Annotated in this window: 22 protein-coding genes, 1 tRNA gene and 2 pseudogenes; 21 read left to right on the top strand and 4 right to left on the bottom strand. The window is 65.7% G+C overall.

Going from position 1 to position 23,197, the window contains the following annotated elements:
• Positions 1–192 precede the first annotated feature (192 nt).
• From thrS to AC3WTD_RS15005, 12 genes are all read left to right on the top strand, one after another.
• Positions 193–2,094 carry a threonine--tRNA ligase gene (gene thrS / locus AC3WTD_RS15060; protein ID WP_492614272.1) on the top strand — a complete coding sequence of 634 codons (1,902 nt, stop codon included), beginning with the start codon at positions 193–195 and terminating at the stop codon, positions 2,092–2,094.
• 44 nt (positions 2,095–2,138) lie between these two features.
• On the top strand, positions 2,139–2,663 hold the full coding sequence (gene infC / locus AC3WTD_RS15055; RefSeq protein ID WP_304412458.1) for a translation initiation factor IF-3: 525 nt from the start codon (positions 2,139–2,141) through the stop codon (positions 2,661–2,663).
• Between the two features lie 409 nt (positions 2,664–3,072).
• Entirely contained in the window at positions 3,073–3,270 is a 198-nt protein-coding gene (rpmI, locus tag AC3WTD_RS15050) for a 50S ribosomal protein L35 (protein ID WP_007512063.1), read from the top strand.
• 11 nt (positions 3,271–3,281) lie between these two features.
• Complete coding sequence (rplT, locus tag AC3WTD_RS15045) at positions 3,282–3,641, top strand: 50S ribosomal protein L20 (protein ID WP_027493824.1); 360 nt, start codon at positions 3,282–3,284, stop codon at positions 3,639–3,641.
• A gap of 140 nt (positions 3,642–3,781) precedes the next feature.
• Positions 3,782–4,792: a phenylalanine--tRNA ligase subunit alpha gene (gene pheS / locus AC3WTD_RS15040; protein WP_492614271.1), complete on the top strand. Its 1,011-nt coding sequence runs from the start codon at positions 3,782–3,784 to the stop codon at positions 4,790–4,792.
• A gap of 100 nt (positions 4,793–4,892) precedes the next feature.
• The gene (gene pheT / locus AC3WTD_RS15035; protein WP_027493822.1) at positions 4,893–7,271 is read left to right on the top strand and encodes a phenylalanine--tRNA ligase subunit beta; all 2,379 of its coding nucleotides are present in this window, start codon (positions 4,893–4,895) and stop codon (positions 7,269–7,271) included.
• Position 7,272: 1 nt separating this feature from the next.
• On the top strand, positions 7,273–7,572 hold the full coding sequence (ihfA, locus tag AC3WTD_RS15030; RefSeq protein WP_007512071.1) for an integration host factor subunit alpha: 300 nt from the start codon (positions 7,273–7,275) through the stop codon (positions 7,570–7,572).
• Positions 7,553–7,909, top strand: a complete 357-nt coding sequence (locus tag AC3WTD_RS15025) for a MerR family transcriptional regulator (protein ID WP_007512073.1) — start codon at positions 7,553–7,555, stop codon at positions 7,907–7,909. Before ihfA ends, AC3WTD_RS15025 begins: the two co-directional genes overlap by 20 nt.
• A gap of 55 nt (positions 7,910–7,964) precedes the next feature.
• Positions 7,965–8,041: transfer RNA gene (locus AC3WTD_RS15020), tRNA-Pro, on the top strand.
• Between the two features lie 216 nt (positions 8,042–8,257).
• On the top strand, positions 8,258–8,719 hold the full coding sequence (locus AC3WTD_RS15015; RefSeq protein WP_492614270.1) for a zeta toxin family protein: 462 nt from the start codon (positions 8,258–8,260) through the stop codon (positions 8,717–8,719).
• Complete coding sequence (locus AC3WTD_RS15010; protein ID WP_492614269.1) at positions 8,658–8,972, top strand: zeta toxin family protein; 315 nt, start codon at positions 8,658–8,660, stop codon at positions 8,970–8,972. Before AC3WTD_RS15015 ends, AC3WTD_RS15010 begins: the two co-directional genes overlap by 62 nt.
• On the top strand, positions 8,972–9,148 hold the full coding sequence (locus tag AC3WTD_RS15005; protein WP_167316987.1) for a hypothetical protein: 177 nt from the start codon (positions 8,972–8,974) through the stop codon (positions 9,146–9,148). The genes AC3WTD_RS15010 and AC3WTD_RS15005 overlap by 1 nt, the downstream gene beginning before the upstream one ends.
• Before the next feature lie 118 nt (positions 9,149–9,266).
• On the opposite strand, the gene serA is transcribed toward AC3WTD_RS15005, so the two are convergent.
• The gene (gene serA, locus AC3WTD_RS15000; RefSeq protein ID WP_492614268.1) at positions 9,267–10,499 is read right to left on the bottom strand and encodes a phosphoglycerate dehydrogenase; all 1,233 of its coding nucleotides are present in this window, start codon (positions 10,497–10,499) and stop codon (positions 9,267–9,269) included.
• A gap of 115 nt (positions 10,500–10,614) precedes the next feature.
• Here serA and AC3WTD_RS14995 point away from each other — a divergent pair, with 115 nt between their 5' ends.
• A complete protein-coding gene (locus tag AC3WTD_RS14995) occupies positions 10,615–12,006 on the top strand; it encodes an FAD-binding oxidoreductase (protein ID WP_492614267.1) in 1,392 nt (463 codons plus the stop codon).
• A 62-nt stretch (positions 12,007–12,068) separates the two neighbouring features.
• Positions 12,069–13,028: a prolyl aminopeptidase gene (gene pip, locus AC3WTD_RS14990; protein ID WP_037090403.1), complete on the top strand. Its 960-nt coding sequence runs from the start codon at positions 12,069–12,071 to the stop codon at positions 13,026–13,028.
• Between the two features lie 107 nt (positions 13,029–13,135).
• Here the strand turns inward: pip and upp are convergent, their stop codons facing one another.
• The 3 genes from upp to AC3WTD_RS14975 form a co-directional block, all read right to left on the bottom strand.
• Positions 13,136–13,780 carry a uracil phosphoribosyltransferase gene (gene upp, locus AC3WTD_RS14985; protein WP_492614266.1) on the bottom strand — a complete coding sequence of 215 codons (645 nt, stop codon included), beginning with the start codon at positions 13,778–13,780 and terminating at the stop codon, positions 13,136–13,138.
• A 111-nt stretch (positions 13,781–13,891) separates the two neighbouring features.
• Positions 13,892–14,257 (bottom strand): PsiF family protein, encoded by a 366-nt coding sequence (locus AC3WTD_RS14980; protein WP_027493817.1) that lies wholly within the window; start codon positions 14,255–14,257, stop codon positions 13,892–13,894.
• A 144-nt stretch (positions 14,258–14,401) separates the two neighbouring features.
• A complete protein-coding gene (locus tag AC3WTD_RS14975) occupies positions 14,402–15,913 on the bottom strand; it encodes an aminotransferase class III-fold pyridoxal phosphate-dependent enzyme (protein ID WP_492614265.1) in 1,512 nt (503 codons plus the stop codon).
• A gap of 306 nt (positions 15,914–16,219) precedes the next feature.
• Here AC3WTD_RS14975 and AC3WTD_RS14970 point away from each other — a divergent pair.
• The 7 genes and pseudogenes from AC3WTD_RS14970 to secF form a co-directional block, all read left to right on the top strand.
• Positions 16,220–16,955, top strand: a pseudogene (locus tag AC3WTD_RS14970) (ABC transporter ATP-binding protein); the annotation flags it as partial.
• Positions 16,956–17,112, top strand: a pseudogene (locus tag AC3WTD_RS14965) (LuxR C-terminal-related transcriptional regulator); the annotation flags it as partial.
• A 63-nt stretch (positions 17,113–17,175) separates the two neighbouring features.
• Positions 17,176–18,222, top strand: a complete 1,047-nt coding sequence (gene queA / locus AC3WTD_RS14960; RefSeq protein WP_027493815.1) for a tRNA preQ1(34) S-adenosylmethionine ribosyltransferase-isomerase QueA — start codon at positions 17,176–17,178, stop codon at positions 18,220–18,222.
• 83 nt (positions 18,223–18,305) lie between these two features.
• Positions 18,306–19,433, top strand: coding sequence for a tRNA guanosine(34) transglycosylase Tgt (gene tgt / locus AC3WTD_RS14955; RefSeq protein WP_492614264.1), 1,128 nt, complete (start codon positions 18,306–18,308; stop codon positions 19,431–19,433).
• 159 nt (positions 19,434–19,592) lie between these two features.
• Positions 19,593–19,925 carry a preprotein translocase subunit YajC gene (gene yajC / locus AC3WTD_RS14950; protein ID WP_027493813.1) on the top strand — a complete coding sequence of 111 codons (333 nt, stop codon included), beginning with the start codon at positions 19,593–19,595 and terminating at the stop codon, positions 19,923–19,925.
• A gap of 158 nt (positions 19,926–20,083) precedes the next feature.
• The gene (gene secD, locus AC3WTD_RS14945) at positions 20,084–21,967 is read left to right on the top strand and encodes a protein translocase subunit SecD (RefSeq protein WP_492614263.1); all 1,884 of its coding nucleotides are present in this window, start codon (positions 20,084–20,086) and stop codon (positions 21,965–21,967) included.
• Between the two features lie 13 nt (positions 21,968–21,980).
• Complete coding sequence (secF, locus tag AC3WTD_RS14940) at positions 21,981–22,943, top strand: protein translocase subunit SecF (protein ID WP_492614262.1); 963 nt, start codon at positions 21,981–21,983, stop codon at positions 22,941–22,943.
• The last annotated feature ends 254 nt before the right edge of the window (positions 22,944–23,197 follow it).

The raw sequence follows: 23,197 nt of genomic DNA, 5'->3' as shown, positions 1-23,197 counted from the left end.
CGGGCGTGGATTGACAGGCCATCCGGGCTAAACTAGCGTTTCGGCATCACCCACGAGATCTGAGGTGGCCCGCGCTGCGCGCCGGCCGAGTGTGCGACATGGCAACTACCTGCTTCCACCACTGACCGCCACCACGCCTTCGTTGACAAAGAAAGGGCGTCATGCCCTTTTTTGCTTTTCCAGAGAAGCCCCATGATTGAAATCACGCTACCCGACGGCAGCAAGAAGCCGTTCGACCACCCCGTCACCGTGCAGGACGTGGCTGCCTCGATCGGCGCCGGCCTGGCCAAGGCCACGTTGGCCGGCAAGGTCGATGGCAAGCTGGTCGACGCCGGCTTCCCGATCGAGCACGACGCTAGCCTGCAGATCGTCACCGAGAAGAGCCCCGAGGCGCTGGAGATCCTGCGCCACTCCACCGCGCACCTGATGGGCCAGGCCGTGCAGCGGCTGTTCCCGGGCGCGCAGGTCACCATCGGCCCGGTGATCGACAACGGCTTCTATTACGACTTCGCCTACGAGCGCCCGTTCACCCCGGACGACCTGCCGAAGATCGAGGCGGAGATGCACAAGATCGTGGCCGAGCAGTTGCCGGTGACGCGCAGTGTGAAGTCGCGCGACGAGGCGGTGGCGTTCTTCCGCGGCATCGGCGAGAGCTACAAGGTCGAGATCATCGAGGGCATCCCGGCGGATCAGGAGCTGTCGCTGTATTCGCAGGGCGCGTTCACCGACCTGTGTCGCGGCCCGCACGTGCCGAACACCGGCAAGCTGCATTCGTTCAAGCTGATGAAGGTAGCCGGTGCGTACTGGCGCGGCGATTCGAACAACGCGATGCTCAGCCGCATCTACGGCACCGCGTGGCTCAACGACAAGGACCTGAAGGCCTACCTGTACCAGCGGGAGGAGGCCGAGAAACGCGACCACCGCAAGATCGGCAAGCAGCTCGACCTGTTCCACCAGCAGGAAGAGAGCCCGGGCATGGTGTTCTGGCACCCGAACGGCTGGGCGATCTGGCAGCAGGTCGAGCAGTACATGCGCGGCGTGTACAGGAAGAGCGGCTACCAGGAAGTGCGCTGCCCGATGGTGCTGGACGTGTCGCTGTGGAAGAAGTCCGGCCACTGGGACAACTACAAGGAGAACATGTTCTTCACCGAATCGGAGAAGCACACGTTTGCGCTGAAGCCGATGAACTGCCCCGGCCACGTGCAGATCTTCAACGAGGGCTTGCGCAGCTACCGCGACCTGCCGCTGCGCTACGGCGAGTTCGGCGGCTGCCACCGCAACGAGCCGTCCGGCGCGCTGCACGGCATCATGCGCGTGCGTGCGTTCACCCAGGATGATGGCCACATCTTCTGCACGCCCGGGCAGATTGAATCGGAAGTCACCGAGTTCCACCGCCAGGCCATGCAGGTGTATGCCGACTTCGGTTTCAACGACATCGATGTTGCGCTGGCCCTGCGGCCGGACAAGCGCATCGGCGACGATGATGTGTGGGATCGTGCCGAGGCGGCGCTGCGCGGCGCGTTGTCCGCGGCCGGGGTGAAGTGGACCGAACTGCCGGGCGAGGGCGCGTTCTACGGCCCCAAGATCGAGTACCACATGAAGGATTCGATCGGTCGCGACTGGCAGGTCGGCACCATGCAGGTCGACTTCATGATGCCCGAGCGGCTGGGTGCCGAATACGTGGACGAGCACTCGCAGAAGCGGCATCCGGTGATGCTGCACCGGGCCATCGTCGGCTCGATGGAGCGCTTCATCGGCATCCTGATCGAACATCACGCCGGCCTGCTGCCGGCCTGGCTGGCCCCGGTGCAGGCGGTGGTGATCAATATCACCGATGCGCAGGCCAATTACGTTCGGGAAGTGACGCAAGCCCTTGTCGACAAAGGTTTCCGGGTACAATCGGATTTGCGCAACGAGAAAGTCGGCTATAAAATCCGCGAACATACGCTGCAGAAAGTGCCTTATCTTCTCGTGGTCGGTGATCGTGAGAGGGAAACGGGTGCCGTTTCTGTACGTACCCGTTCCGGCGAGGACCTGGGCAGCATGCCGCTGGCCGGCTTCGTCGAACGACTGGAGACCGAAATCCGGCGCTGAGCGCCGGGCGGTCTGTTTCATTACTTCTTCTGGAGGATCGTGGTATCGCTACCACCGACAACAAGGGCAATCGTCGTAACCTGGAAATCCGCGTGCCGCGTGTACGCGTGATCGGCGCTGACTCGGAACAGCTCGGCATCCTCAGCCGTGACGAGGCGCTCAGCCTGGCGCAGGAAGCAGGCATGGATCTGGTCGAGATTCAGCCGAACGGCGACCCGCCGGTCTGCCGCATCATGGATTACGGCAAGTTCAAGTTCGAAGCCCAGAAGAAGGCGCAGGCCGCCAAGAAGAAGCAGAAGCAGGTCGAGATCAAGGAAGTGAAGTTCCGTCCGGTCACGGACGTGGGCGACTACCAGATCAAGCTGCGCAACATGCTCCGCTTCCTGGAAGAGGGCGACAAGGTCAAGGTCACCATCCGCTTCCGCGGCCGCGAGATGTCCCATCAGGACCTCGGCCAGAACCTGGCCAAGAAGATCCAGGAAGACGTCGGCGACAACGGCCAGGTCGAGTCGTTCCCGCGGCTGGAAGGGCGCCAGATGGTCATGATGATCGGGCCGAAGAAGAAGTAAGCCGGTCGCCTTTGGTAGGAGCCCGCTCGCGGGCGATGCTCTTTCACCGCGTCTCCCGGAGTAGCCGCCTTATTGGATAGCGGGGGCAAGCCCTGTACCCTCACCTCAATCCTCTCCCGAAGGGAGAGGAGGCAAAGGTAGAAAGCGCTTTATTGGATTGGAGCGGGGCAAGCCCCGCACCCTCACCTCAATCCTCTCCCGAAGGGAGAGGAGGCCATCGTGAGCACTTCGTGCTGGTGTTTGGCTTTTTGAACCCGTATGATTACGGGTTCGACCCGCCTGGAAGGGTCGTGCACCGATCATGGCAGGACGGAAAGCGTGGCCAGGTCCTCCGGGACGCCGCCACCGCCAGATCAGTCAGAAACCGGGGCTGCCCGCGCAGGGCGGACCCCATACAAGGAGCAATCCCATGCCCAAGATCAAGACCAACCGGGCGGCGGCGAAGCGTTTTCGCAAGACCGCGTCGGGCAAGATCAAGTGCGGCCATGCGTTCAAGTCGCACATCCTGACCAAGAAGTCGACCAAGCAGAAGCGTGGTCTTCGTGCACCGAACCACCTCAAGGCGTGCGACGCCCCGGGCGTGGCTCGCATGCTGCCGTACTTGTGAGGAGATAGACCATGGCTCGTGTAAAGCGTGGCGTCACCGCCCGTCGTCGTCACAAGAAAATCATCGGCCGCGCCAAGGGCTACTACAACGCCCGCCGCAAGGTCTTCCGCGTTGCCAACCAGGCCGTGGTCAAGGCCGGCCAGTACGCCTATATCGGCCGCAAGCAGCGCAAGCGCCAGTTCCGTGCGCTGTGGATCGTGCGCATCAACGCCGCCGCGCGCATGTTCGGGCTGTCCTACAGCCGCCTGATCAATGGCCTCTCCAAGGCCGGCATCACCGTCGACCGCAAGGTCCTCGCGGATATCGCCGTGCACGACATCAAGGCGTTTGGCGCGATCGCCGAGAAAGCGAAGGCCAGTCTGGCGGCGTAGTCTGTACGCTCATCCTTGATCGCGAAGATCAGGAGCGGCCATCCATGGCCGCACTCTTCAAAAGAGCGAACGTTCGCGGGGAGGAGGCCAAAGCCTTCTCCCCGTTTTTGTTTCTGTGCACTTCATACGGAACCGCATCGATGGATGACCTGGACAGCCGCGCCGCGCAGGCGCTGGCCGACATCGACAGGGCCGACACGCTGGAGGCGCTCGATGCGCTGCGCGTCGGCCTGCTGGGCAAGAGCGGCATCGTCACCGCCGCGCTGAAGGCACTGGGCGCGCTGGCGCCGGATGAGCGCAAGGCGCGCGGCGCCGAGGTGAACCTCGTCAAGGAACGCCTCGCCGGCGCGCTGGCCGCGCGCAAGGCGAGCCTGGAGCAGGCCGAGCTCGATCACCGACTGTCCTCCGAGACGATCGACATCTCGCTGCCGGGCCGCGACGGCGAGCGCGGCGGCATCCATCCGATCACCCGTGCGCTGGAGCGCATTGCATCGATCTTCGCGCGGCTCGGCTACCAGCGTGCCGACGGCCCGGAGATCGAGGACGACTGGCACAACTTCGAGGCGCTGAATTTCCCGCCGCATCACCCGGCGCGCGCCATGCATGACACCTTCTACGTTGCTGGCGAAGGCAGCGGCGACCGCCGCCTGCTGCGCACGCATACCTCACCGGTGCAGATCCGCGCGATGGCCGGCCGCCAGCCGCCGATCCGCATCATCGCGCCGGGCAAGGTCTACCGCAGCGACTCGGACCAGACCCACTCGCCGATGTTCCACCAGATCGAGGGTCTGCTGGTCGACGAGACATCGAGTTTCGCCGACCTCAAGGGCACTCTGGCCGAGTTCATCCGTGCGTTCTTCGAGCGCGACTTCGAGATGCGCTTCCGCCCCAGCTACTTCCCGTTCACCGAGCCGTCGGCCGAGGTGGACATTCGCTGGGACGCCGAGGACGGCTCCACCCGCTGGCTGGAGGTGCTCGGCTGCGGCATGGTGCATCCGAACGTGCTGAAGAACTGCGGCATCGACCCGGAGCGCTACACCGGCTTCGCGTTCGGCCTCGGCGTGGAGCGCTTCGCGATGCTGCGCTACGGCGTTTCCGACCTGCGCGCGTTCTTCGAGAACGATCTGCGTTTCCTCAGGCAGTTTGCTTGAGGAACGGGATTCGGGATTGGGGATTCGGGATTCGCAAGAGCCTCGATTTCCCGCTTTTCCGAATCCCTAATCCCCAATCTCGAATCCCGGACTTCAATCCATGAAATTCTCCGAAAACTGGCTGCGCGAACTGGTGGATGTGCAGGCCGATCGTGCCGAACTGGCCCATGCGCTGACCATGGCCGGGCTGGAAGTGGAAGAAGTTACGCCGCTGGGCGACGACCTGGCCGGCGTGGTGGTGGCCGAGATCGTCGCCGCCGAAAAGCACCCACAGGCCGACCGGCTGCAGGTGTGCAAGGTCGATGCGGGGCAGAGCGATCCGTTGCAGATCGTCTGCGGCGCGCCCAACGCGCGCGTTGGCATCAAGGTGCCGCTGGCGACGGTCGGTGCAAAGTTGCCGGGCGGCATCGCCATCAAGGCGGCCAGGCTGCGCGGCGTGGAATCGTTCGGCATGCTGTGCTCGGCGAAGGAACTGGGCATCGACGCCGACGCCTCCGGCCTGCTGGAGCTGCCGGCCGCTGCGCCGGTCGGCCAGCCGCTGGCTGCTTATCTTGGTCTGCCGGATGCCAGCTTCGAGCTGAAGCTCACCCCGAACCGCCCTGATTGCCTGAGCATGGTCGGCCTGGCGCACGACGTGGCTGCGCTGTTCGGCAGCATGGTGAAGCTGCCGGCAGCAGCAAGCGTGCCGGTGACCGGCGATGCGCGTCGCGGCATCCGCCTGGAAGCGGGCAGGGATGCGCCGCGTTACCTTGGCCGCATCATCGAAGGCATCGACCCGATGGCACGCTCGCCGCTGTGGCTGGCCGAGCGACTACGCCGCGCGGGCCTGCGTCCGATCAGCGCGGTGGTCGACGTCACCAACTACGTGATGCTGGAACTGGGCCAGCCGCTGCATGCGTTCGACAACGACACGCTCGAGGGCGACATCGTGGTGCGCCACGCGCGCAGCGGCGAGACGCTGAAGCTGCTTGACGGCAACGAGGCGAAACTGGACGAAAGCTTCGTGCTGGTCGCCGACGAAAAGAAGGCGCTGGCCGTGGCCGGCGTGATGGGTGGCCACGACTCGCGCGTCACCGACGCCACCCGCAACGTGTTCCTGGAATCCGCGCATTTCGCACCCGCCGCGATCATGGGCCGCGCGCGCAAGCTGGGCCTGCACACCGATGCCTCGCATCGCTTCGAGCGCGGTGTCGACCCGGAACTGCCGCGCCGTGCGCTGGAGCGCGCCAGCGAGCTGCTGCTGGCGATCGCCGGCGGCAAGGCCGGCCCGGTACTGGTGGCGGAGAATCCGGCCGACCTGCCGAAACCGGCTCCGGTCGTCCTGCGCCGTGCGCGTCTGCAGCGCGTGCTCGGCGTGGACGTGGCCGACGCCGAAGTGGCGCGCATCTTCACCGCGCTGGGCATGCAGGTCGCGGCGACGACCGACGGCTGGCAGGTCACCGCGCCGAGCAGCCGTTTCGACATCGAACGCGAAGAGGACCTGATCGAGGAAGTCGCGCGCATTTTCGGCTACGACAACATTCCCACGGCTACCCCGGCTGGCGCGCTGACCCTGGCTATCGAGCCGGAGGCGCGCATCAACGAACTGGCGCTGCGCGAGCAGTTGGCCGCGCGCGGCTACTACGAGGCCGTCAACCTGTCCTTCGTGGCGGCCGAGCTGCTGGCGGAGTGGGGCTTCACCGGGCAACTGGTGCCGCTGGCCAACCCGCTGTCGGCCGATCTGGCGGTGATGCGGCCCTCGCTGCTGCCGGGGCTGATCGAGGCACTGCGCCACAATCGCGCACGCCAGCAGGAACGGGTGCGGCTGTTCGAGGTCGCTCGCGTGTTTGCGCAGGGCAATCCGCCGGTCGAGACGCCCAGTCTGGCCATCGTGGCCTGTGGCAAGGCTCGTGCCGAGCAATGGGGCGAACCGACGCGGGCGCTGGATTTCTTCGATCTCAAGGGCGACCTGGATGCGCTGCTCGCCTGGGGCGGCGAGCCGCAGCGCTGGTCGGTGCATGCCGATGGCCTGCCGGGCTGGCTGCACCCGGGGCGCGGTGCCCGGGTGACGCGCGATGGCCTCATCGTGGGTCACCTCGGCGCCCTGCACCCGCAATTGGCCAAGGCGCTGGACCTGGGCCCGGACGTGCATGTGCTGGAACTGGCGCTGGAGCCGCTGCTGGCGCGCCGCCTGCCCCAGGCGCAGGCAGTGCCCCGGTTCCCGGCCGTGCGCCGCGACCTTGCCATGGACCTGCCGGAAACGGTCCACTGGTCACAAATCGAGCAGACGGTTCGCCGCACGCTGGGCGAACGCCTGAAAGAACTGCGCCTGTTTGACCGCTACAGCGGCAAGGGAGTCGAAGCAGGCCGAAAAAGCCTCGCTATGGGCTTGATTTTACAGGACGCTTCACGCACGCTTACCGACGACGACGCGGACCGTTGCGTACGCGAGGCCATAGCGGCGTTGGAGCAATCATGCAAGGCAAAGTTGCGAGGGTGAGATGGCTCTGACCAAGGCGGAAATGGCCGAGCGGCTTTTCCTCGACGTGGGCCTCAACAAGCGCGAGGCGAAGGAGTTCGTGGACGCCTATTTCGAGGTGGTCCGCGGAGCCCTGGAAAACGGCGAACAGGTGAAGTTGTCCGGCTTCGGCAATTTCGACCTGCGACTGAAGAACCAGCGGCCCGGGCGCAACCCGAAGACCGGCGAGGAGATTCCGATCTCCGCCCGGCGCGTGGTGACGTTCCGGCCGGGACAGAAACTCAAGGTAAGAGTCGAGGGCTATGCTGGACCAAGGGAATAACACCGAGCTGCCCGCCATCCCGGCCAAGCGCTACTTCACCATCGGTGAAGTCAGCGAGTTGTGCGGGGTGAAGCCCCACGTGCTGCGCTACTGGGAGCAGGAGTTTCCTGCCCTCAACCCGGTCAAGCGCCGCGGCAACCGCCGCTACTACCAGCGCCACGACGTGCTGATGATCCGCCAGATCCGCTCGCTGCTGTACGACGAGGGTTTCACCATTACCGGTGCGCGCGCGCGTCTGGAAGGTCCGCAGGCGCGGATGGAAGCGAGCATCTCGCACCAGATCGTGCGCCAGGTGCGGATGGAACTGGAAGAAGTGCTGACCCTGCTGCGCCGCTGAAGCGCGATTCGCGCTTCCGGCAGCGGGCATCAAGCTGCTAGAATTGCCGTTTCGTCGGGGCGTAGCGCAGTCTGGTAGCGCATCTGCCTGGGGGGCAGAGGGTCGTCGGTTCGAATCCGGCCGCCCCGACCAATTGGACTACTCTAGACAATCCGGAATGTCACTGAAACCGCGCTCTGGCGCGGTTTTTTGTTGTCTACATCGGCACCCCCATTGAGTCCCTCCAAGTCCGTAGGATGGCTCGGGGTACGCGAGCCAAGGGTGATCTGCTGGGTCGCTGAGGGCCAGGAATGCGGTGCGTATTAGATGCGCCTCTCGCTGCTAGGATCGGCCGGAGGGAGAGATGCCATGACAGACGACCAGATCAAAGGCGATGCCATCGCGTTCGCGAAAGCAAACAAGAAGAACATTGCTCGAAGGTTGTGTTCAAAAGAACAGTACCCACCTGAAAAGGATCCGGTCTCGATCTTCATGGCGGGGTCGCCAGGAGCCGGTAAAACTGAGGCGTCGATCGAGCTTGTCGCTGCGGTCGGGCCAACCATTCGGATTGACCCAGACGACCTGCGGTCGGAATTTCCGATGTACAACGGCGGCAACGCCCACCTCTTTCAGCCGGCGGTCTCGATCATCGTCGACAAGATGATCGACTTTGTGTTCGACAACGACCAGAGCTTCCTACTTGACGGAACGCTAGACCAACGGGAACAAAGCTCGATACAACATAGAGCGATCGCTGCAGCACAAGCGGGTGGTTCAGGTTCTGTATGTGTATCAGGACCCGTGTCAGGCTTGGCAGTTCGTCTGCGCTAGGGAAGCCGTCGAGGGGCGTCGTATTGACCTAGAAACCTTTATAAGTCAATATTTTGAGTCCCGAAGGGTCGTTGACGCTTTAAAAGCGAAGTATGGTGCCGATATCAAAATTGACCTACTTCTGAAGAACAATGATGGATCAAATCGATCCTACCAAGCGAACATCCAGAACGTTGATCACCACGCACCCGAAGCGTACGATGAAAAGCGCTTGAGAGTAGCCATTTCAACCATGAAATACGTGAGTGACTGATGGGTATCTTCACCGCCAAAAAGGTTGAGCGAAGCGCGATGGCGGAGTTCATCCGTAACGCGTCCTCATCCGAAAAGAACAAGGTATATCGCGAAGTCCTCGTCAAGGCGACCAAACGCCAAGAGGATGTGGTGAAGCGTGCTCCGACAGGCCACCTCTTGAAGGCCTGCGGTTGATGCAGCAAGAAAAACCCCGCTTCTGCGGGGTTTTTCTTGTGTGCCTCGCCTCACGATTGAGCGCGAACGCACTCTTGTGTGTCGGACTGCTTGTGACTTCGCTGCAGGGAGTGGGTTCCTAATACAACACCCGGCTGCGCAGCGTCCCGGGGATTGCCGCCAGCTTCGCCTTCAGCTCGCTGGCCTGGGCCTCGTCGGCGCTGACGTCGATCACCACGTAGCCGACTTCGCCGTCGGTCTGCAGGAACTGCGCGTCGATGTTGATGTTGCCGGCCGAGAACAGCTCGTTGATGCGCGACAGCGTGCCTGGCACGTTGCGGTGGATGTGCAGCAGGCGGCGGCTGTGCGGGTGTTCGGGCAGGGCCACTTCGGGGAAGTTCACCGCCGACAGGGTGGAGCCGTTGTCGCTGTAGCGGACCAGCTTGCTGGCCACCTCGATGCCGATGTTGTCCTGCGCCTCCAGCGTGCTGCCGCCGATGTGCGGGGTAAGGATCACGTTGTCCAGACCGACCAGCGGCGAGACGAAGGGGTCGTCGTTGCCCTTGGGTTCGGTCGGGAACACGTCCACCGCGGCGCCGGAGAGGTGGCCGGCGCGCAGCACGGCGGCCAGCGCGTCGATGTCCACCACGCTGCCGCGCGAGGCGTTGATCAGCATCGCGCCGGCGCGCATCTTCGCCAGTTGCTCGCGACGGATCATCATCCGGGTGGCAGGGGTTTCCGGCACGTGCAGAGTGACCACGTCGGCGCGTTCCAGCAGCTCGTCCAGGCTGGACACGGCGCGTGCGTTGCCGAGCGCCAGCTTGGTCTCGATGTCGTGGAAGATCACCCGCATGCCCATGCTCTCGGCCAGCACGCCGACCTGGGTGCCGATGTGGCCGTAGCCGACGATGCCGAGCACCTTGTCGCGCGTCTCGTAGCTGCCGCTGGCCGACTTGGACCAGCCGCCGCGATGGCACTGCGCGTTTTTCTGCGGAATACCGCGCAGCAGCATGATCGCCTCGGCGATCACCAGTTCGGCCACGCTGCGGGTGTTGGAGTAGGGCGCGTTGAACACCGGCACGCCGAGCCTGCGCGCGGCGCCCAGATCCACCTGGTTGGTGCCGATGCAGAAGCAGCCCACTGCGATCAGCCGCTTGGCCTGGGCCAGCACCTCGGCGGTGAGCTGGGTGCGCGAACGGATGCCGACGATGTGCGCGTCGGCGATGCGCGCCTTCAGTTCGTTTTCGGGCAGTGACTTGGCATGCAGCTCGACCTGGCTGTAGCCGGCGCGGCGGAAGTTGTCGACCGCGCTGGCGCTGACGCCTTCCAGCAGCAATACCTTGATGTCCTGGCGAGGGTAGGAGGTCTGCATGGTCGTCCCGGGTCGAGTGGCGTTGTCGCCCACTATGCCAGATTTTGCGGCGCTGCAGCACTGGACGCGGGGCGAAGCGGCTGGCAGGCTGCGGGAACGCCCCAGGAGCCCAAGCATGTCCGACCCTCGCCTCGCCGAACTGTCCCGCCGGTTGCCGGAGCTGCGCGTGCTCAACGCACCCGCCGAGCTGGAGCATTACGGCCGCGACTGGACCCGCCGCTGGACGCCGGCGCCGCTGGCCATCGCGCTGCCGACCAGCACCGAAGAGGTGCAGGCCATCGTGCGCTGGGCGAACGAGTCGCGCGTGGCGATCGTGCCGTCCGGTGGCCGCACCGGCCTGTCCGGCGGCGCGGTGGCGGCCAACGGCGAGCTGGTGTTGAGCCTGGAGCGGATGAACCGGGTGCTGGATTTCGACGCGGTCGACCGCATGCTCACCGTGCAGCCGGGCATGATCCTGCAGCACGTGCACGAGGCGGCGCGCGAGCGCGGCCTGGTCTACCCGGTCGATTTCGCCGCGCGCGGCTCGTGCTCGATCGGCGGCAACATCGCCACCAACGCCGGCGGCATCCGGGTGATCCGCTACGGCAACACGCGTGAATGGATCGCCGGGCTGAAAGTGGTAGCCGGCAACGGCGAGTTGCTTGAGCTCAACCGCGGGCTGATCAAGAACTCCAGCGGCTACGATTTCCGCCAGCTGCTGGTCGGTTCGGAAGGCACGCTCGGCATCGTGGTGGAGGCGACCTTGAAGCTCACCGATCCGCCGCCGCCGTCGCAAGTGATGCTGCTGGCGCTGCCGGACATGGATGCGTTGATGCAGGTGTTCGCACTGTTCCGCGCGCGGCTCGTCCTGCAGGCGTTCGAGTTCTTCACCGACCATGCGTTGCGGCACGTGCTGGCGCACGGCGCGCAGCGCGCCATCGACGGCGACCATCCCTACTACGTGGTGACCGAATTCGATGCGGCCGACGAGCGGCAGCAGGAGGCCGCGTTGGCCGCGTTCGAGCAGGGCATGGCGGAAGGCTGGATCAGCGACGGCGTGATCGCGCAGAGCGAAGCGCAGGCCGCCGCGCTATGGCGGCTGCGCGAGGGCATCACCGAGAGCCTGGCGCCGCGGCGGCCGTACAAGAACGACGTGTCGGTGCGGATCAGCGCGGTGCCGGCGTTCCTGCACGAGATGCAGGCGTTGCTGGCGCGCGAGTATCCGCAGGCCGAGGTGGTCTGGTTCGGCCACATCGGCGACGGCAACCTGCACATCAACGTGCTGCGCCCGGACGGCCTGGTGGAGGACGCGTTCATCGCCCAGTGCGAACACGTCACCGCGCTGCTGGCGGCGACACTGCAGCGCCATGGCGGCAGCATCTCGGCCGAGCACGGCATCGGCCTGGTCAAGCGGGCGTATCTGGAAAGCACCCGCAGTGCGGCGGAGATCGCGCTGATGCGCGGGGTGCGCCGGGTGTTCGACCCCAACGGCGTGCTCAATCCAGGCAAGCTGTTCGCGCCTGACTGAAGGTCCGCAAGCCGCGCCCATGCTAGTCTTGCGGGCTTGTTAGCCGATCCCGAGGAGCCGTCATGCCGTCGTCGCCGCTGCGTTCGCTGTACCCCGAAATCGAGCCGTTCGACAGCGGCTTCCTGCCGGTTTCGCCCGTGCACACGCTGTACTACGAACAGAGCGGCAACCCGCACGGCAAGCCGGTGGTGTTCCTGCATGGCGGCCCGGGCGGCGGCACCAATCCGAAATGCCGGCGTTTCTTCGACCCGGCGATCTACCGCATCGTGCTGTTCGACCAGCGCGGCTGCGGCCAGTCCACGCCGCATGCCGAGTTGACCGACAACACCACCTGGGACCTGGTCGCCGACATCGAGCGCCTGCGCGGGCATCTCGGCATCGACCGCTGGCAGGTGTTCGGCGGTTCGTGGGGTTCCACGCTGGCGCTGGCGTATGCGCAGACGCACCCGGACAAGGTCACCGAGCTGGTGTTGCGCGGCATCTTCATGCTGCGCCGCTGGGAGCTGGAGTGGTTCTACCAGAAGGGTTGCGATGCGCTTTATCCGGATGCGTGGGAAACCTATCTCAACGCGATCCCCGAGGTCGAACGCGGCGACCTGATGAGCGCGTACCACCGCCGCCTGACCAGCACCGATGCGAAGACGCGTACCGACGCGGCACGTGCCTGGTCAGTATGGGAGGGCGCCACCAGCTTCCTGTGGCAGGACCAGTCGCACATCGAGTCCAGCGGCGAGGATGAGTTCGCGTTGGCGTTCGCGCGTATCGAGTGCCATTACTTCGTCAACGGCGGCTTCTTCGAGCACGACGACCAGCTGCTGCGCAACGTCGGGCGCATCCGCCACATCCCGGCGGTGATCGTGCAGGGCCGCTACGACGTGGTGTGCCCGTTGCGCAGCGCATGGGACCTGCATCGGGCGTGGTCCGAGGCGGAGCTGCGCATCGTGCAGGATGCCGGCCATTCGGCGTTCGAGCCGGGCAACGTGCATGAGCTGATCGAGGCGACCGACCGCTTCGGCCGGTGAGGCGAGCCATGACGGGTAGGAGCCGCGCTTGCGGACGATGCTCTTGCGAATCCCGAATCCCGGCTTTCAAAGCATCGCCCGCCAGCGGGCTCCTACCCAGGTGTCGGTCAGTCGTTCGCTGGCAGCTGCTTGGTGCCGAAGATCTTGTCGCCGGCGTCGCCGAGGCCGGGCAGGATGTAGCCGCGTTCGTTGAGGCGCTGGTCGATTGCGGCGGTGTAGATCTCGATGTCGGGATGGGCGGCGGTGATGCGCTCCAGGCCTTCCGGCGCGGCGACCAGGAACAGCCCCTTGATGCGTTTGCAGCCTGCCGCCTTGAGCATGTCGACGGTGGCGACCAGGGTGCCGGCGGTGGCCAGCATCGGGTCGACGATCAGTGCGATGCGCTCGTCCATGCGCCCGCTGAGCTTCTCGTAGTAGGTGGTCGGCTTCAGCGTGTGCTCGTTGCGCTGCAGGCCGACCACGCTGACCTTGGCCGCGGGAATCAGGTCGAGCACGCCTGGCAGCATGCCCAGGCCGGCGCGCAGGATCGGCACGATGGTGATCTTCCTGCCCTTGATCCGGTGCACCTGCAGCGGCCCGGCCCAGCCCTCGATTTCTTCCTCGACGGTTTCCAGGTCCTTGGTGGCCTCGTAGGTGAGCAGTGCGGCGACCTCGGAAGCCAGCTCGCGGAACTCCTTGGTGCTGATGCCGGCACGGCGCATCAGGCCGAGCTTGTGCTGGATCAGCGGGTGGCGCACTTCGACGATCTTCATGGATGACTGTCTTTCCGGGCGGTGCGGGCGCGACAGTCGGGAAGCTTAGCGAAGTGGCCCCGCCGGCGCACGCAGGAACGGGCGCCGGCGGGGCCGGAGTTGCAGAAGGTCTTACGGTGTGGCGGCGTTGCCCTTCAGGCAGCTGCTCATGAAGGTCTTGCGGTCCGCGCCCTTGAGCCCCTTGGCGGTGGCGTCGGTGTTGCAGGTCTTCATCTTTTCCTGCTGGGCCTGTTTCGCCGTGGGTGCGGTGGCCGCTGCGGCGCTGCCACCTTTCAGGCAGCTGCTCATGAAAGTCTTGCGCTCGGCCCCTTTCTTGCCGGTGGCCTGCTTGTTGCAATCGACCATGCGCTGCTGCTGCGCCGTGTGTGGCTTGGTGGCCGGAGCAGCGGCGGTGCTGGCTTGCGGCGTGGCTGCGAAGGCGGCACCGGCGAAAGCCAGCGCGGCACTGACGGCAAGCAGACGAAGTGACATCGACATCGTTGAACCCTCCCTAGGTGACCGGCGAGCGCCGGCGCGGGCAGTCTATGCCCGGCGGCCACTGCGGCGGGAGTGGGTGGAACCTGACATGCACGAAGTATTCAGCTGCGGCGACGCGTCAAGTGTCGCCGCAGCGGGTTCGGTTCAGGCCGCCTCGGCCTTGGCCTTGCGCGGGCCTTCCAGCAGCGCCCGGCGTACATGCGACACGATCAGGTCGACCTCGGCGCTGGTGACGTTGAAGTGCGGGGTGAAGCGCAGCGAGTTGGCGCCGCCATGGATCACGCCGACGCCGTGCTCGCGCATGTATTCCTCGGTGGAACCGGCGCCGTAGCACTTGTAGTCCGCGGCCAGCTCGCAGGAGAACAGCAGGCCGGTGCCCTGCACCTTGGTGATCAGGCCGCCCAGCTCGTTCTTCAGCGCGTTGAGCTTGTCGACGAATTCCTTGCCGCGCTCGCGGATGTTGCTGCGCACGGCATCGCTGAGCTCGCCCAGCGTGGCCAGGGCCACGTCCAGCGCGCGCGGGTTGGCGGTCATGGTGTTGCCGTAGATGCCCTTGCGGTACAGCCCGGCGGCGCGGTCGCCGACGGCCAGCACGGAGAGCGGGTACTGGCCGGCGTTGAGCGCCTTGGAGAAGGTTTCCATGTCCGGCGGTGGCAGGCCCTCGAAGCCGGGGTAGTCCACGAACGACAGCACGCCATGCGCGCGCAGGCCGGCCTGAATCGAGTCGACCAGCAGCAGGCTGCCGTGCGATTCGGTCAGCGCGCGCGCGGCCTGGTAGAACTCCGGGGTCACCGCGCGGCCGGGGTCGCCTTCGCCCATCACCGGCTCCAGGAACATCGCCTCGATGAACCAGCCATGTTTGTCGGCGTCGGCAAACGCGGCTTCCAGCTGCGCCACGTCGTAGGGCGCCACGGTGATCAGGGTGTCCTCGTGGCGGTAGCTGGCGAGGTTCTGCTGATAGGTCTTGCGGCTGGAATCGGAGTACAGCGCCGGCGCCTCGGTGCGGCCGTGGAATGCGCCCTTCACCGCCAGCCGCTTGATCGTGCGGCCGGCGTAGCGCGCGCCGGTGTCGGTCATCGCCTTGGCGTTGACGTCAGCGATGCGGCAGGCCAGCGAGACCGATTCGGAGCCGGAGTTCAGGCACAGGTAGTGCTTGTACGGGCTGCCGCCGCGGCTGCGGCCCAGTTCCTTGTTCAGCGCCGCGGTGAAGCGCAGCTGCGCCACGCTGGGCGACATCACGTTCGCCATCACCTGCGGGCGGGCCAGCGCGGCCAGGATCGCCGGGTTGTTGTGGCCGAAGCCGAGCATGCCGTAGCCGCCGTTGTCGTGCACCACGGCGCCCTTCAGGGTGACCATCCACGGGCCGCGCGCGGCCGCCGGCAGGTACGGGTTGATCGCGTCGTCCGGGTAGAAGTTGACGAAACCGGCCTGTGCGCGGGCCAACTGCTCAGCTTCGTCGAGCTTGAGGAAATCACCCATACCAGCCGCCGCCAGCTCGGCACGCAGCTCGCGATGGCGCGCCACCGCGTTGGTCACCGCCTGGCCCAGCAGGGGATCGTTTGCCGCCATGCGCTCGATGGTGGCGTCGTCCAGGCCGACGGTCCGCGGCTTGCCGCCGAATTCGCGCAGTTCGCGCAACTGGTTGATCACACCCATGGCTATCTCCTCAGATCCGCCGGCGCCTCGCACCCAGCGCGAAGCAGGCCAACGTGTAGTGCGTGGGGGGAGCCCGGCTCCCGCGGCGCGCGGCCCGGTTTGGCGGGTGGTGCGTATCCACGAATGCTGAGGATAACTCGCGGCATGGCCTGCCCGGTACCCCCTACGCCTGGCTGGCTGATCCATGGCCGCTGCGCTTTGCCTCGCCCGATCAGGCGCTTGGGGCAGAATTTGCCGTGTGGATGACGGCTGTCACCCACGATGATTGACGGCGGCGACTGGGGCCGACGCCGCGCACTGCCTAGGCTGTGCGGCGAGAGGAGACACTCGCATGAACGACACCACCGTTGCCGCCTTGCCGCCGCCGTGAAGCGCTACGGCCCACTCGCCGCGCTGGATGGATGGCGCGTGGACCTCGTCGTGCGGCGCGGCGAAATGCTCGCCCTGCTCGGTCCCAACGGCGCCGGCAAGAGCACCAGCATCAGCCTGCTGCTGGGATTGATTCGCCCGGACACGGGTCGCGCCGAACTGTTCGGACTCGACCCGCAGCGCATCGAGGTGCGCCGGCGCATCGGCGTGATGCTGCAGTCGGCCAGTCTGCCGCCCACGCTGCGCGTGGGCGAGCTGCTGCGCCCGACGATGAGCTATTACCCGAACCCGCGCGGCTGCGACGAGACCGCCACGCTGGCGGCATCGCCGACCTGCTGCTGCGGCCCTACGGCAAGCTTTACGGCGGCCAGCAGCGCCGCGTGCAGTTCGCGCTGGCGCTGTGCGGCCGGCCCGAGCTGCAGATCCTGGACGAGCCCACCGTGGGCATGGATATCGGGGCGCGGCGGAAGCTGTGGGCGGCGATCCGTCAATTGGTGGCTAAGGGTTGCTCGGAGCTGTTGACCACGCATTACCTGGAGGAGGCCGAGGTGCTGGCCGACCGCGTCTGCGTGATGTCGCGCGGAAGAGTGATCCACGAAGGCAGCGTCGATGAGCTGCGCTGAAGCGCGTGCGTTGCCTCGGCGCGGTTCCGCTCGAAGTGGTGCAGGGCTGGCGCCTGGCCGGCGAGGGCCAGCCCGCCGGCGACATCGCTGCACACCTGAACCTGTCGCACGGCACCGTGCGCTGACCCGTCCGAGGCAATCGGCAAACTCGGTGTCGCCAATCGCATCGAGGCGTATCGGCTGGCGCGGCAAAAAGGCTGGCTGTAGGCGCTGCACGGGAATCGGTCCGCTGCGGGATAATGCCCCGTTTCCCGATACCGGCTGTGCCCCTTGAAGAAGTCCGATTTCGATTTTGAGCTGCCGCCCGGGCTGATCGCGCAGGCGCCGTTGCCGGAGCGTTCGGCCAGCCGGATGCTGCTGCTGGATGTGCCGGCGCAGTCGCAGCAGGACCGCATGTTCCGCGAGCTGCCCGACTTGCTGCGGCCGGGTGACCTGCTGGTGTTCAACGACACCCGCGTGCTGCCGGCGCGGCTGTACGGGCGCAAGGACACCGGCGGCGCGGTGGAGATCCTGATCGAGCGGGTCACCGGCGCGCACGAGGCGGTGGTGCAGTTGGGGGTGAGCAAGAAACCGAAGGAGGGCGCCCGGATCGAGCTGGCCGACGGCAGCCGTGCGCTGGTGCTGGGCCGCGACGAAAGCTTCTTCCGGTTGCGTTTCGAGGCGCCAGAGCCGCTGGAGGAGCTGCTGCAGAAGCTGGGCGAGATGCCGTTGCCGCCGTACATCGAGCGGCACGCCGACGCCAGCGACATGGAACGCTACCAGACCGTGTTCGCGCGCGAGCCCGGCGCGGTCGCTGCGCCAACCGCAGGGCTGCATTTCGATCAGCCGATGCTGGGCCGGCTGCGCGAGCGCGGCGTCGACTTCGGCTACATCACGCTGCATGTGGGCGCCGGCACCTTTCAGCCGGTGCGCGTGGACGACATCAAGGACCACCGCATGCACCGCGAGTGGCTCAACGTCGGCGCGCACCTGATCGGGCAGATCCGCCGCGCCCGTGCGAACGGCGGGCGGGTGATCGCGGTGGGCACCACCGTGGTGCGCGCGCTGGAAAGCGCCAGCAGGGACGGCGAGCTGCACCCGTTCGCCGGCGAGACGCAGATCTTCATCTTCCCCGGTTACCGCTTCAGCAGCATCGACGGCCTGATCACCAATTTCCACCTGCCGCAGTCAACCCTGCTGATGTTGGTGTCCGCCCTGGCCGGGCGCGAATTCATGCTCGGTGCGTACCGCCATGCGGTCGAGCAGCGCTACCGCTTCTTCTCGTATGGCGACGCCATGCTGATCCTGCCGCACGGGGTCGGGCAAGATAAGGGGTGAGGGGTCAGAGTCACTTTTCGCATGCGAAAAGTGACTCTGACCCCTTGCGCAACCCCTTGCGCAAAACCCGCGATAATGCCCGGATGACTTCCCTCCGCTTCGACCTCCATGCCACCGACGGCGCCGCCCGCCGCGGTCGCCTCACGTTTGCCCGCGGCACGGTGGAGACGCCGGCGTTCATGCCGGTGGGCACCTACGGCTCGGTCAAGGCGATGACCCCGCGCGACGTTACCGAGATCGGCGCCGAGATCATTCTGGGCAATACCTTTCACCTGTTCCTGCGGCCGGGGCTGGAGGTCATCGAGCCGTTCGGCGGGCTGCATCGCTTCATCGGCTGGAACAAGCCCATCCTCACCGACTCGGGCGGTTTCCAGGTGTTCTCGCTGGCGCACAAGCGCCGGATCACCGAGGAAGGCGTGACCTTCGCCTCGCCGGTGGATGGCTCGAAGGTGTTCCTGTCGCCGGAAGTGTCGATGCAGATCCAGAAGACGCTGGATTCCGACATCGCGATGGTCTTCGACGAGTGCACGCCGTACCCGGCGACGGAGAAGGTGGCGGCCGATTCGATGGAGCTCAGCTTGCGCTGGGCCGAGCGCTCGCGCCGCGCGTTTGACGATTTGGAGAATCCGAATTCGCTGTTCGGCATCGTGCAGGGCAGCGTCTATGAAACCCTGCGCCGACGCTCCGCGGAAGGGCTGGTGAAGCTCGGTTTCGACGGCTACGCAGTGGGCGGCCTGGCGGTGGGCGAGCCGGAGGCCGAGCGCAATCACTCGCTGGATTTCACCGTGCCGCTGCTGCCGGCCGACAAGCCGCGCTACCTGATGGGCGTGGGGCGGCCGGAAGACATCGTGGAGGCGGCGCGCCGCGGCATCGACATGTTCGATTGCGTGATGCCGACGCGCAACGCGCGCAACGGTTTCCTGTTCACCGCCGGGGGCACGCTGCGCATCCGCAACGCGAAGTACGCCACCGACACCAGCGTGATCGAGGAGGGCTGCGACTGCTACGCCTGCAGCCACGGTTTCAGCCGCGCCTACCTGCGCCATCTCGACCGTTGCAACGAGATTCTCGGCAGCCAGCTCGCCACCATGCACAACCTGCGTTACTACCAGCGGTTGATGGCCGGTCTGCGTGCGGCGATCGCCGGCCGCACGCTGGAATCGTTCGTGGCGGAGTTCTACGCCCGCCGCCAGGGCGCCGCGGTTTCGTAGGAAGGCTGCTGCAGGGGCGCCAGCTGGCGGTTCCGGCGGGGTCCGGGCCGGTGGCAGCGCTGCCGTGCACGCATTGGGGGGTGCATGGCATAATCGGGAATCTTTTATCAGGCGTCCTGTCGAAAACCTCGATGGCGCCATAACTTGCGAGACCAATCCATGAGTTTTCCGATCTCCCTGGTGATCGCCCAGGCCGCGGCACCGCAGCCGCAGGGTGGCGGCATATCCTTGATCATCACGATGGTGGTGCTGTTCGGCCTGATGTATTTCATGATGATCCGCCCGCAGATGAAGCGGCAGAAGGAGCATCGCGCGCTGATCGCCGGCCTGGCCAAGGGCGACGAGGTGGTTACCAACGGTGGCATCGCCGGGCGCGTGGACGAGGTTGGCGAGACCTTCGTCACGGTCGAGATCGCGGCCAACGTGAAGGTCAAGGTGCAGAAGGGCGCGGTCCAGCAGGTGCTGCCCAAGGGCTCGCTGAAGTCCGTCTGAGACCCCGGATGTCCAGGGGCGACGCTTTTTCGAATAGTGCGGCCAAGGATGGCCGCTTCTTGACGTTCGCGATCATGGACGATCGTAAAAATAAACTTCGGCCATGGATGGCCGCTTCCTGACGTTCGCGATCACGGACGCTCGCAAAGGACCCGATCATGAGTGATTTTCCCCGCTGGAAATACGCGCTGGTTGCGCTGGTGATGCTGTTCGGCATCATCTATGCGTTGCCGAATGCATTCCCGCCGGTGCCGGCCGTGCAGGTCACGGCCAACCGCGATGCGCCGCCGATCAACCAGGCGGTACAGCAGAAGGTGCAGGCGGCGCTGACGGCGAAGAAGATCGCGGTCACCGACGTATTCATGGAAGGCGACCATCTGCTGGCCACGTTCGCCAACTCCGACGTGCAGAAGAGTGGCTTGGAGGAGATCAAGGCGGCGCTGGGCGACGGCTACACGGTGGCGTTCAAGCTGCAGTCCAACGTGCCGCGCTGGCTGAGCGCGATCGGCGCCCGCGCGATGCCGCTGGGCCTGGATCTGCAGGGCGGCGTGCACTTCCTGATGCAGGTCGACCAGAAGGACGCGATCGAGAAGCAGGAGAACAGCTACGCGGACGACATCCGCAGCCTGCTGCGGCAGAAAAACATCCGCTATGAATCGGTCACCCGCAACGCCGCGGGCGGCCAGGGCATCGCGGTGATCCTGCGCTCGGCCGACGACCGCTCCACCGCCTCCGACGCGATCGCCAACGAGTACGTCGACCTGCTGGTGTCCTCCGGCGCCAGCACCGGTGACCGCTTCGTACTGAACGTGGCGATCAAGCCGGACAAGCTGCGCGAGCTGTCGCGCAGTGCGATCACCCAGAACCTGGGCACGCTGCGCAACCGCATCAATGCACTGGGCGTGTCCGAGCCGCTGATCCAGCAGCAGGGCGACAGCCGCATCGTGGTCGAGCTGGCCGGTGTGCAGGACCCGGCCGAGGCGAAGAAGCTGATCGGCGCGGTCGCCACGTTGCAGTACCGGCCCGGCATCGGCCAGCCCGGCGACACCCGCGCGGTGGAAGCGGCCCGCACCGGCAACATCCCGCCGGACGCCAACCTGTACTACATGCGTGGCGACAACCGGCCGGTGCTGGTGAGCAAGCAGATCATCGTGACCGGCAACCAGCTGGTGGACGCCTCCTCCGGCATCGACCAGCAGAGCGGCACGCCGAAGGTCGACGTGACCCTGAACGCGGCCGGCGCCAAGAAGATGGGCGACTTCACCAACGCCAACGTCGGCAAGCCGATGGCGGTGCTGTACGTGGAGCAGGTCTATGAGACCAAGGTGGTCGACGGCAAGGAAGTGCGCGTGCCCAAGATCACCGAGACGGTGATCAACGACGCCACCATCCAGAGCCCCTTCAGCAAGCAGTTCCAGACCACCGGCCTGGGCAGCGCGAAGGAAGCCTCCGAGCTGGCCCTGCTGCTCAAGGGCGGCGCGCTGGCCGCGCCGATGGACATCGTCGAGGAAAGCGTGATCGGCGCCAGCCTGGGCCAGGACAACATCGACAAGGGCTTCAAGGCGGTGATGCTGGGCCTGGCGCTGGTGCTGCTGGCGGCGGCGATCTACTACAAGCTGTTCGGTCTGGTTGCCGACATCGCGCTGTTCTTCAACCTGGTGATCCTGCTGGCGGTGATGTCCTTGATCGGTGTCACCCTGACCATGCCCGGCGTGGCCGGCATCGTGCTGACCCTGGGCATGGCGATCGACGCGAACGTGCTGATCTGCGAACGCATACGCGAGGAACTGCGCAACGGCTCCAGTCCGCACGCGGCGATCCGCGCCGGCTACGAAAAGGCATGGTCGACCATTCTGGACGCCAACGTCACCCACCTGATCGCAGCGCTGGCGCTGACCACCATGGGTACCGGCGCGATCAAGGGCTTCGGCGTGACGCTGATGATCGGCATCCTGACCTCGCTGTTCACCTCGGTCACGCTGACCCATGCGTTCACCGCGGCGATCCACGGCCACCGCAAGCTCAAGACCCTTTCGGTGTAAGGGCGGGAATATCATGGAAATTTTCAATCACGACAGCAACATCCACTTCCTGGGGATGCGCAAGTACACCATTGCCATCGGCATTTTCCTGATGGTTGCCTCGATCGGCCTGATCATGTTCCGGGGCCTCAACTATGGCCTGGACTTCACCGGCGGCGTCTCGATGATCGTCGACTACGGCCAGTCGGTGGAGATTTCCGAGGTGCGCAATGCGCTGGAGAAGGGCGGCATCGACAACGCGATGGTGCAGAGCATGGGCGGCACCCGCGAGGTGTCGATCCGGCTGCAGCCGAAGGACGACCCCGGCGCCGTCGACGCCAACGGCAAGTTCAACCTCGACCGCATCGCCGCCGACGTGATCAAGGTGCTGCAGGTGGCCCGCCCGGACGCGAAGCTGAAGAGCCGCGACTACGTCAGCGCCCAGGTGGGCCAGGAATTGCGCAGCGACGGCACGGTGGCCGCGGTGTTCGTGATCCTCGGCATCATGTTCTACCTGTGGATCCGCTTCGAGCGCCGCTTCGCGATCGCCGCGGTGGTCACCGAGGTGCACGACACGCTGGTCACGCTGGGCATCCTGGCGCTGGTGCAGCGCGAGTTCGACATGACCGTGCTGGCCTCGGTACTGGCGGTGATCGGCTACTCGATCAACGACAAGGTGGTGGTGTTCGACCGCATCCGCGAGCTGTTCCGGTTGGCGCGCAAGGCCGAGCCGGAGGAAATCCTCAACCGCTCGATCAACAACACGCTGTCGCGCACCATCATCACCTCGCTGTTCACCGGCATCACCATGGGCGCGCTGTACTTCTTCGGTGGCACTGCGGTGCACGGCTTCGCCGTCACCATGCTGATCGGCATCGTGGTCGGCACGCTATCCTCGATCTTCGTGGCCAGCCCGATCCTGCTGTGGCTGGGCGTGTCGAAAAAGGATCTGATGCCGGTGACCAAGGAAAACCCGGAACTGGCGCGGCGCCCCTGAGCAACCCTCGCTGGCTTCGCCAGCGATTCTGCTTGTCTTCCCCTGCTTGCAGGGGAAGATGCCCGCAGAGCTTGCCCCGGACTTGATCCGGGGGGCAGAAGGGGTAGCTCCCCGAAACGAAACGGCCCGGTTTGTACCGGGCCGTTTTCTTTCGCATGCGCAGGATTCCACGCAGCACCGGTAGGAGCCCGCTGGCGGGCGATGCTTTTGCTCTTGCGAATCCCGAATCCCGAATCCCGAATCCCAGCTTCAAA

The organism is Rhodanobacter sp. FW106-PBR-R2A-1-15 (assembly GCF_058789735.1).
The sequence above is the reverse complement of the archived record's forward strand: the minus strand, read 5'-3'. Positions and strand labels throughout refer to the sequence as shown.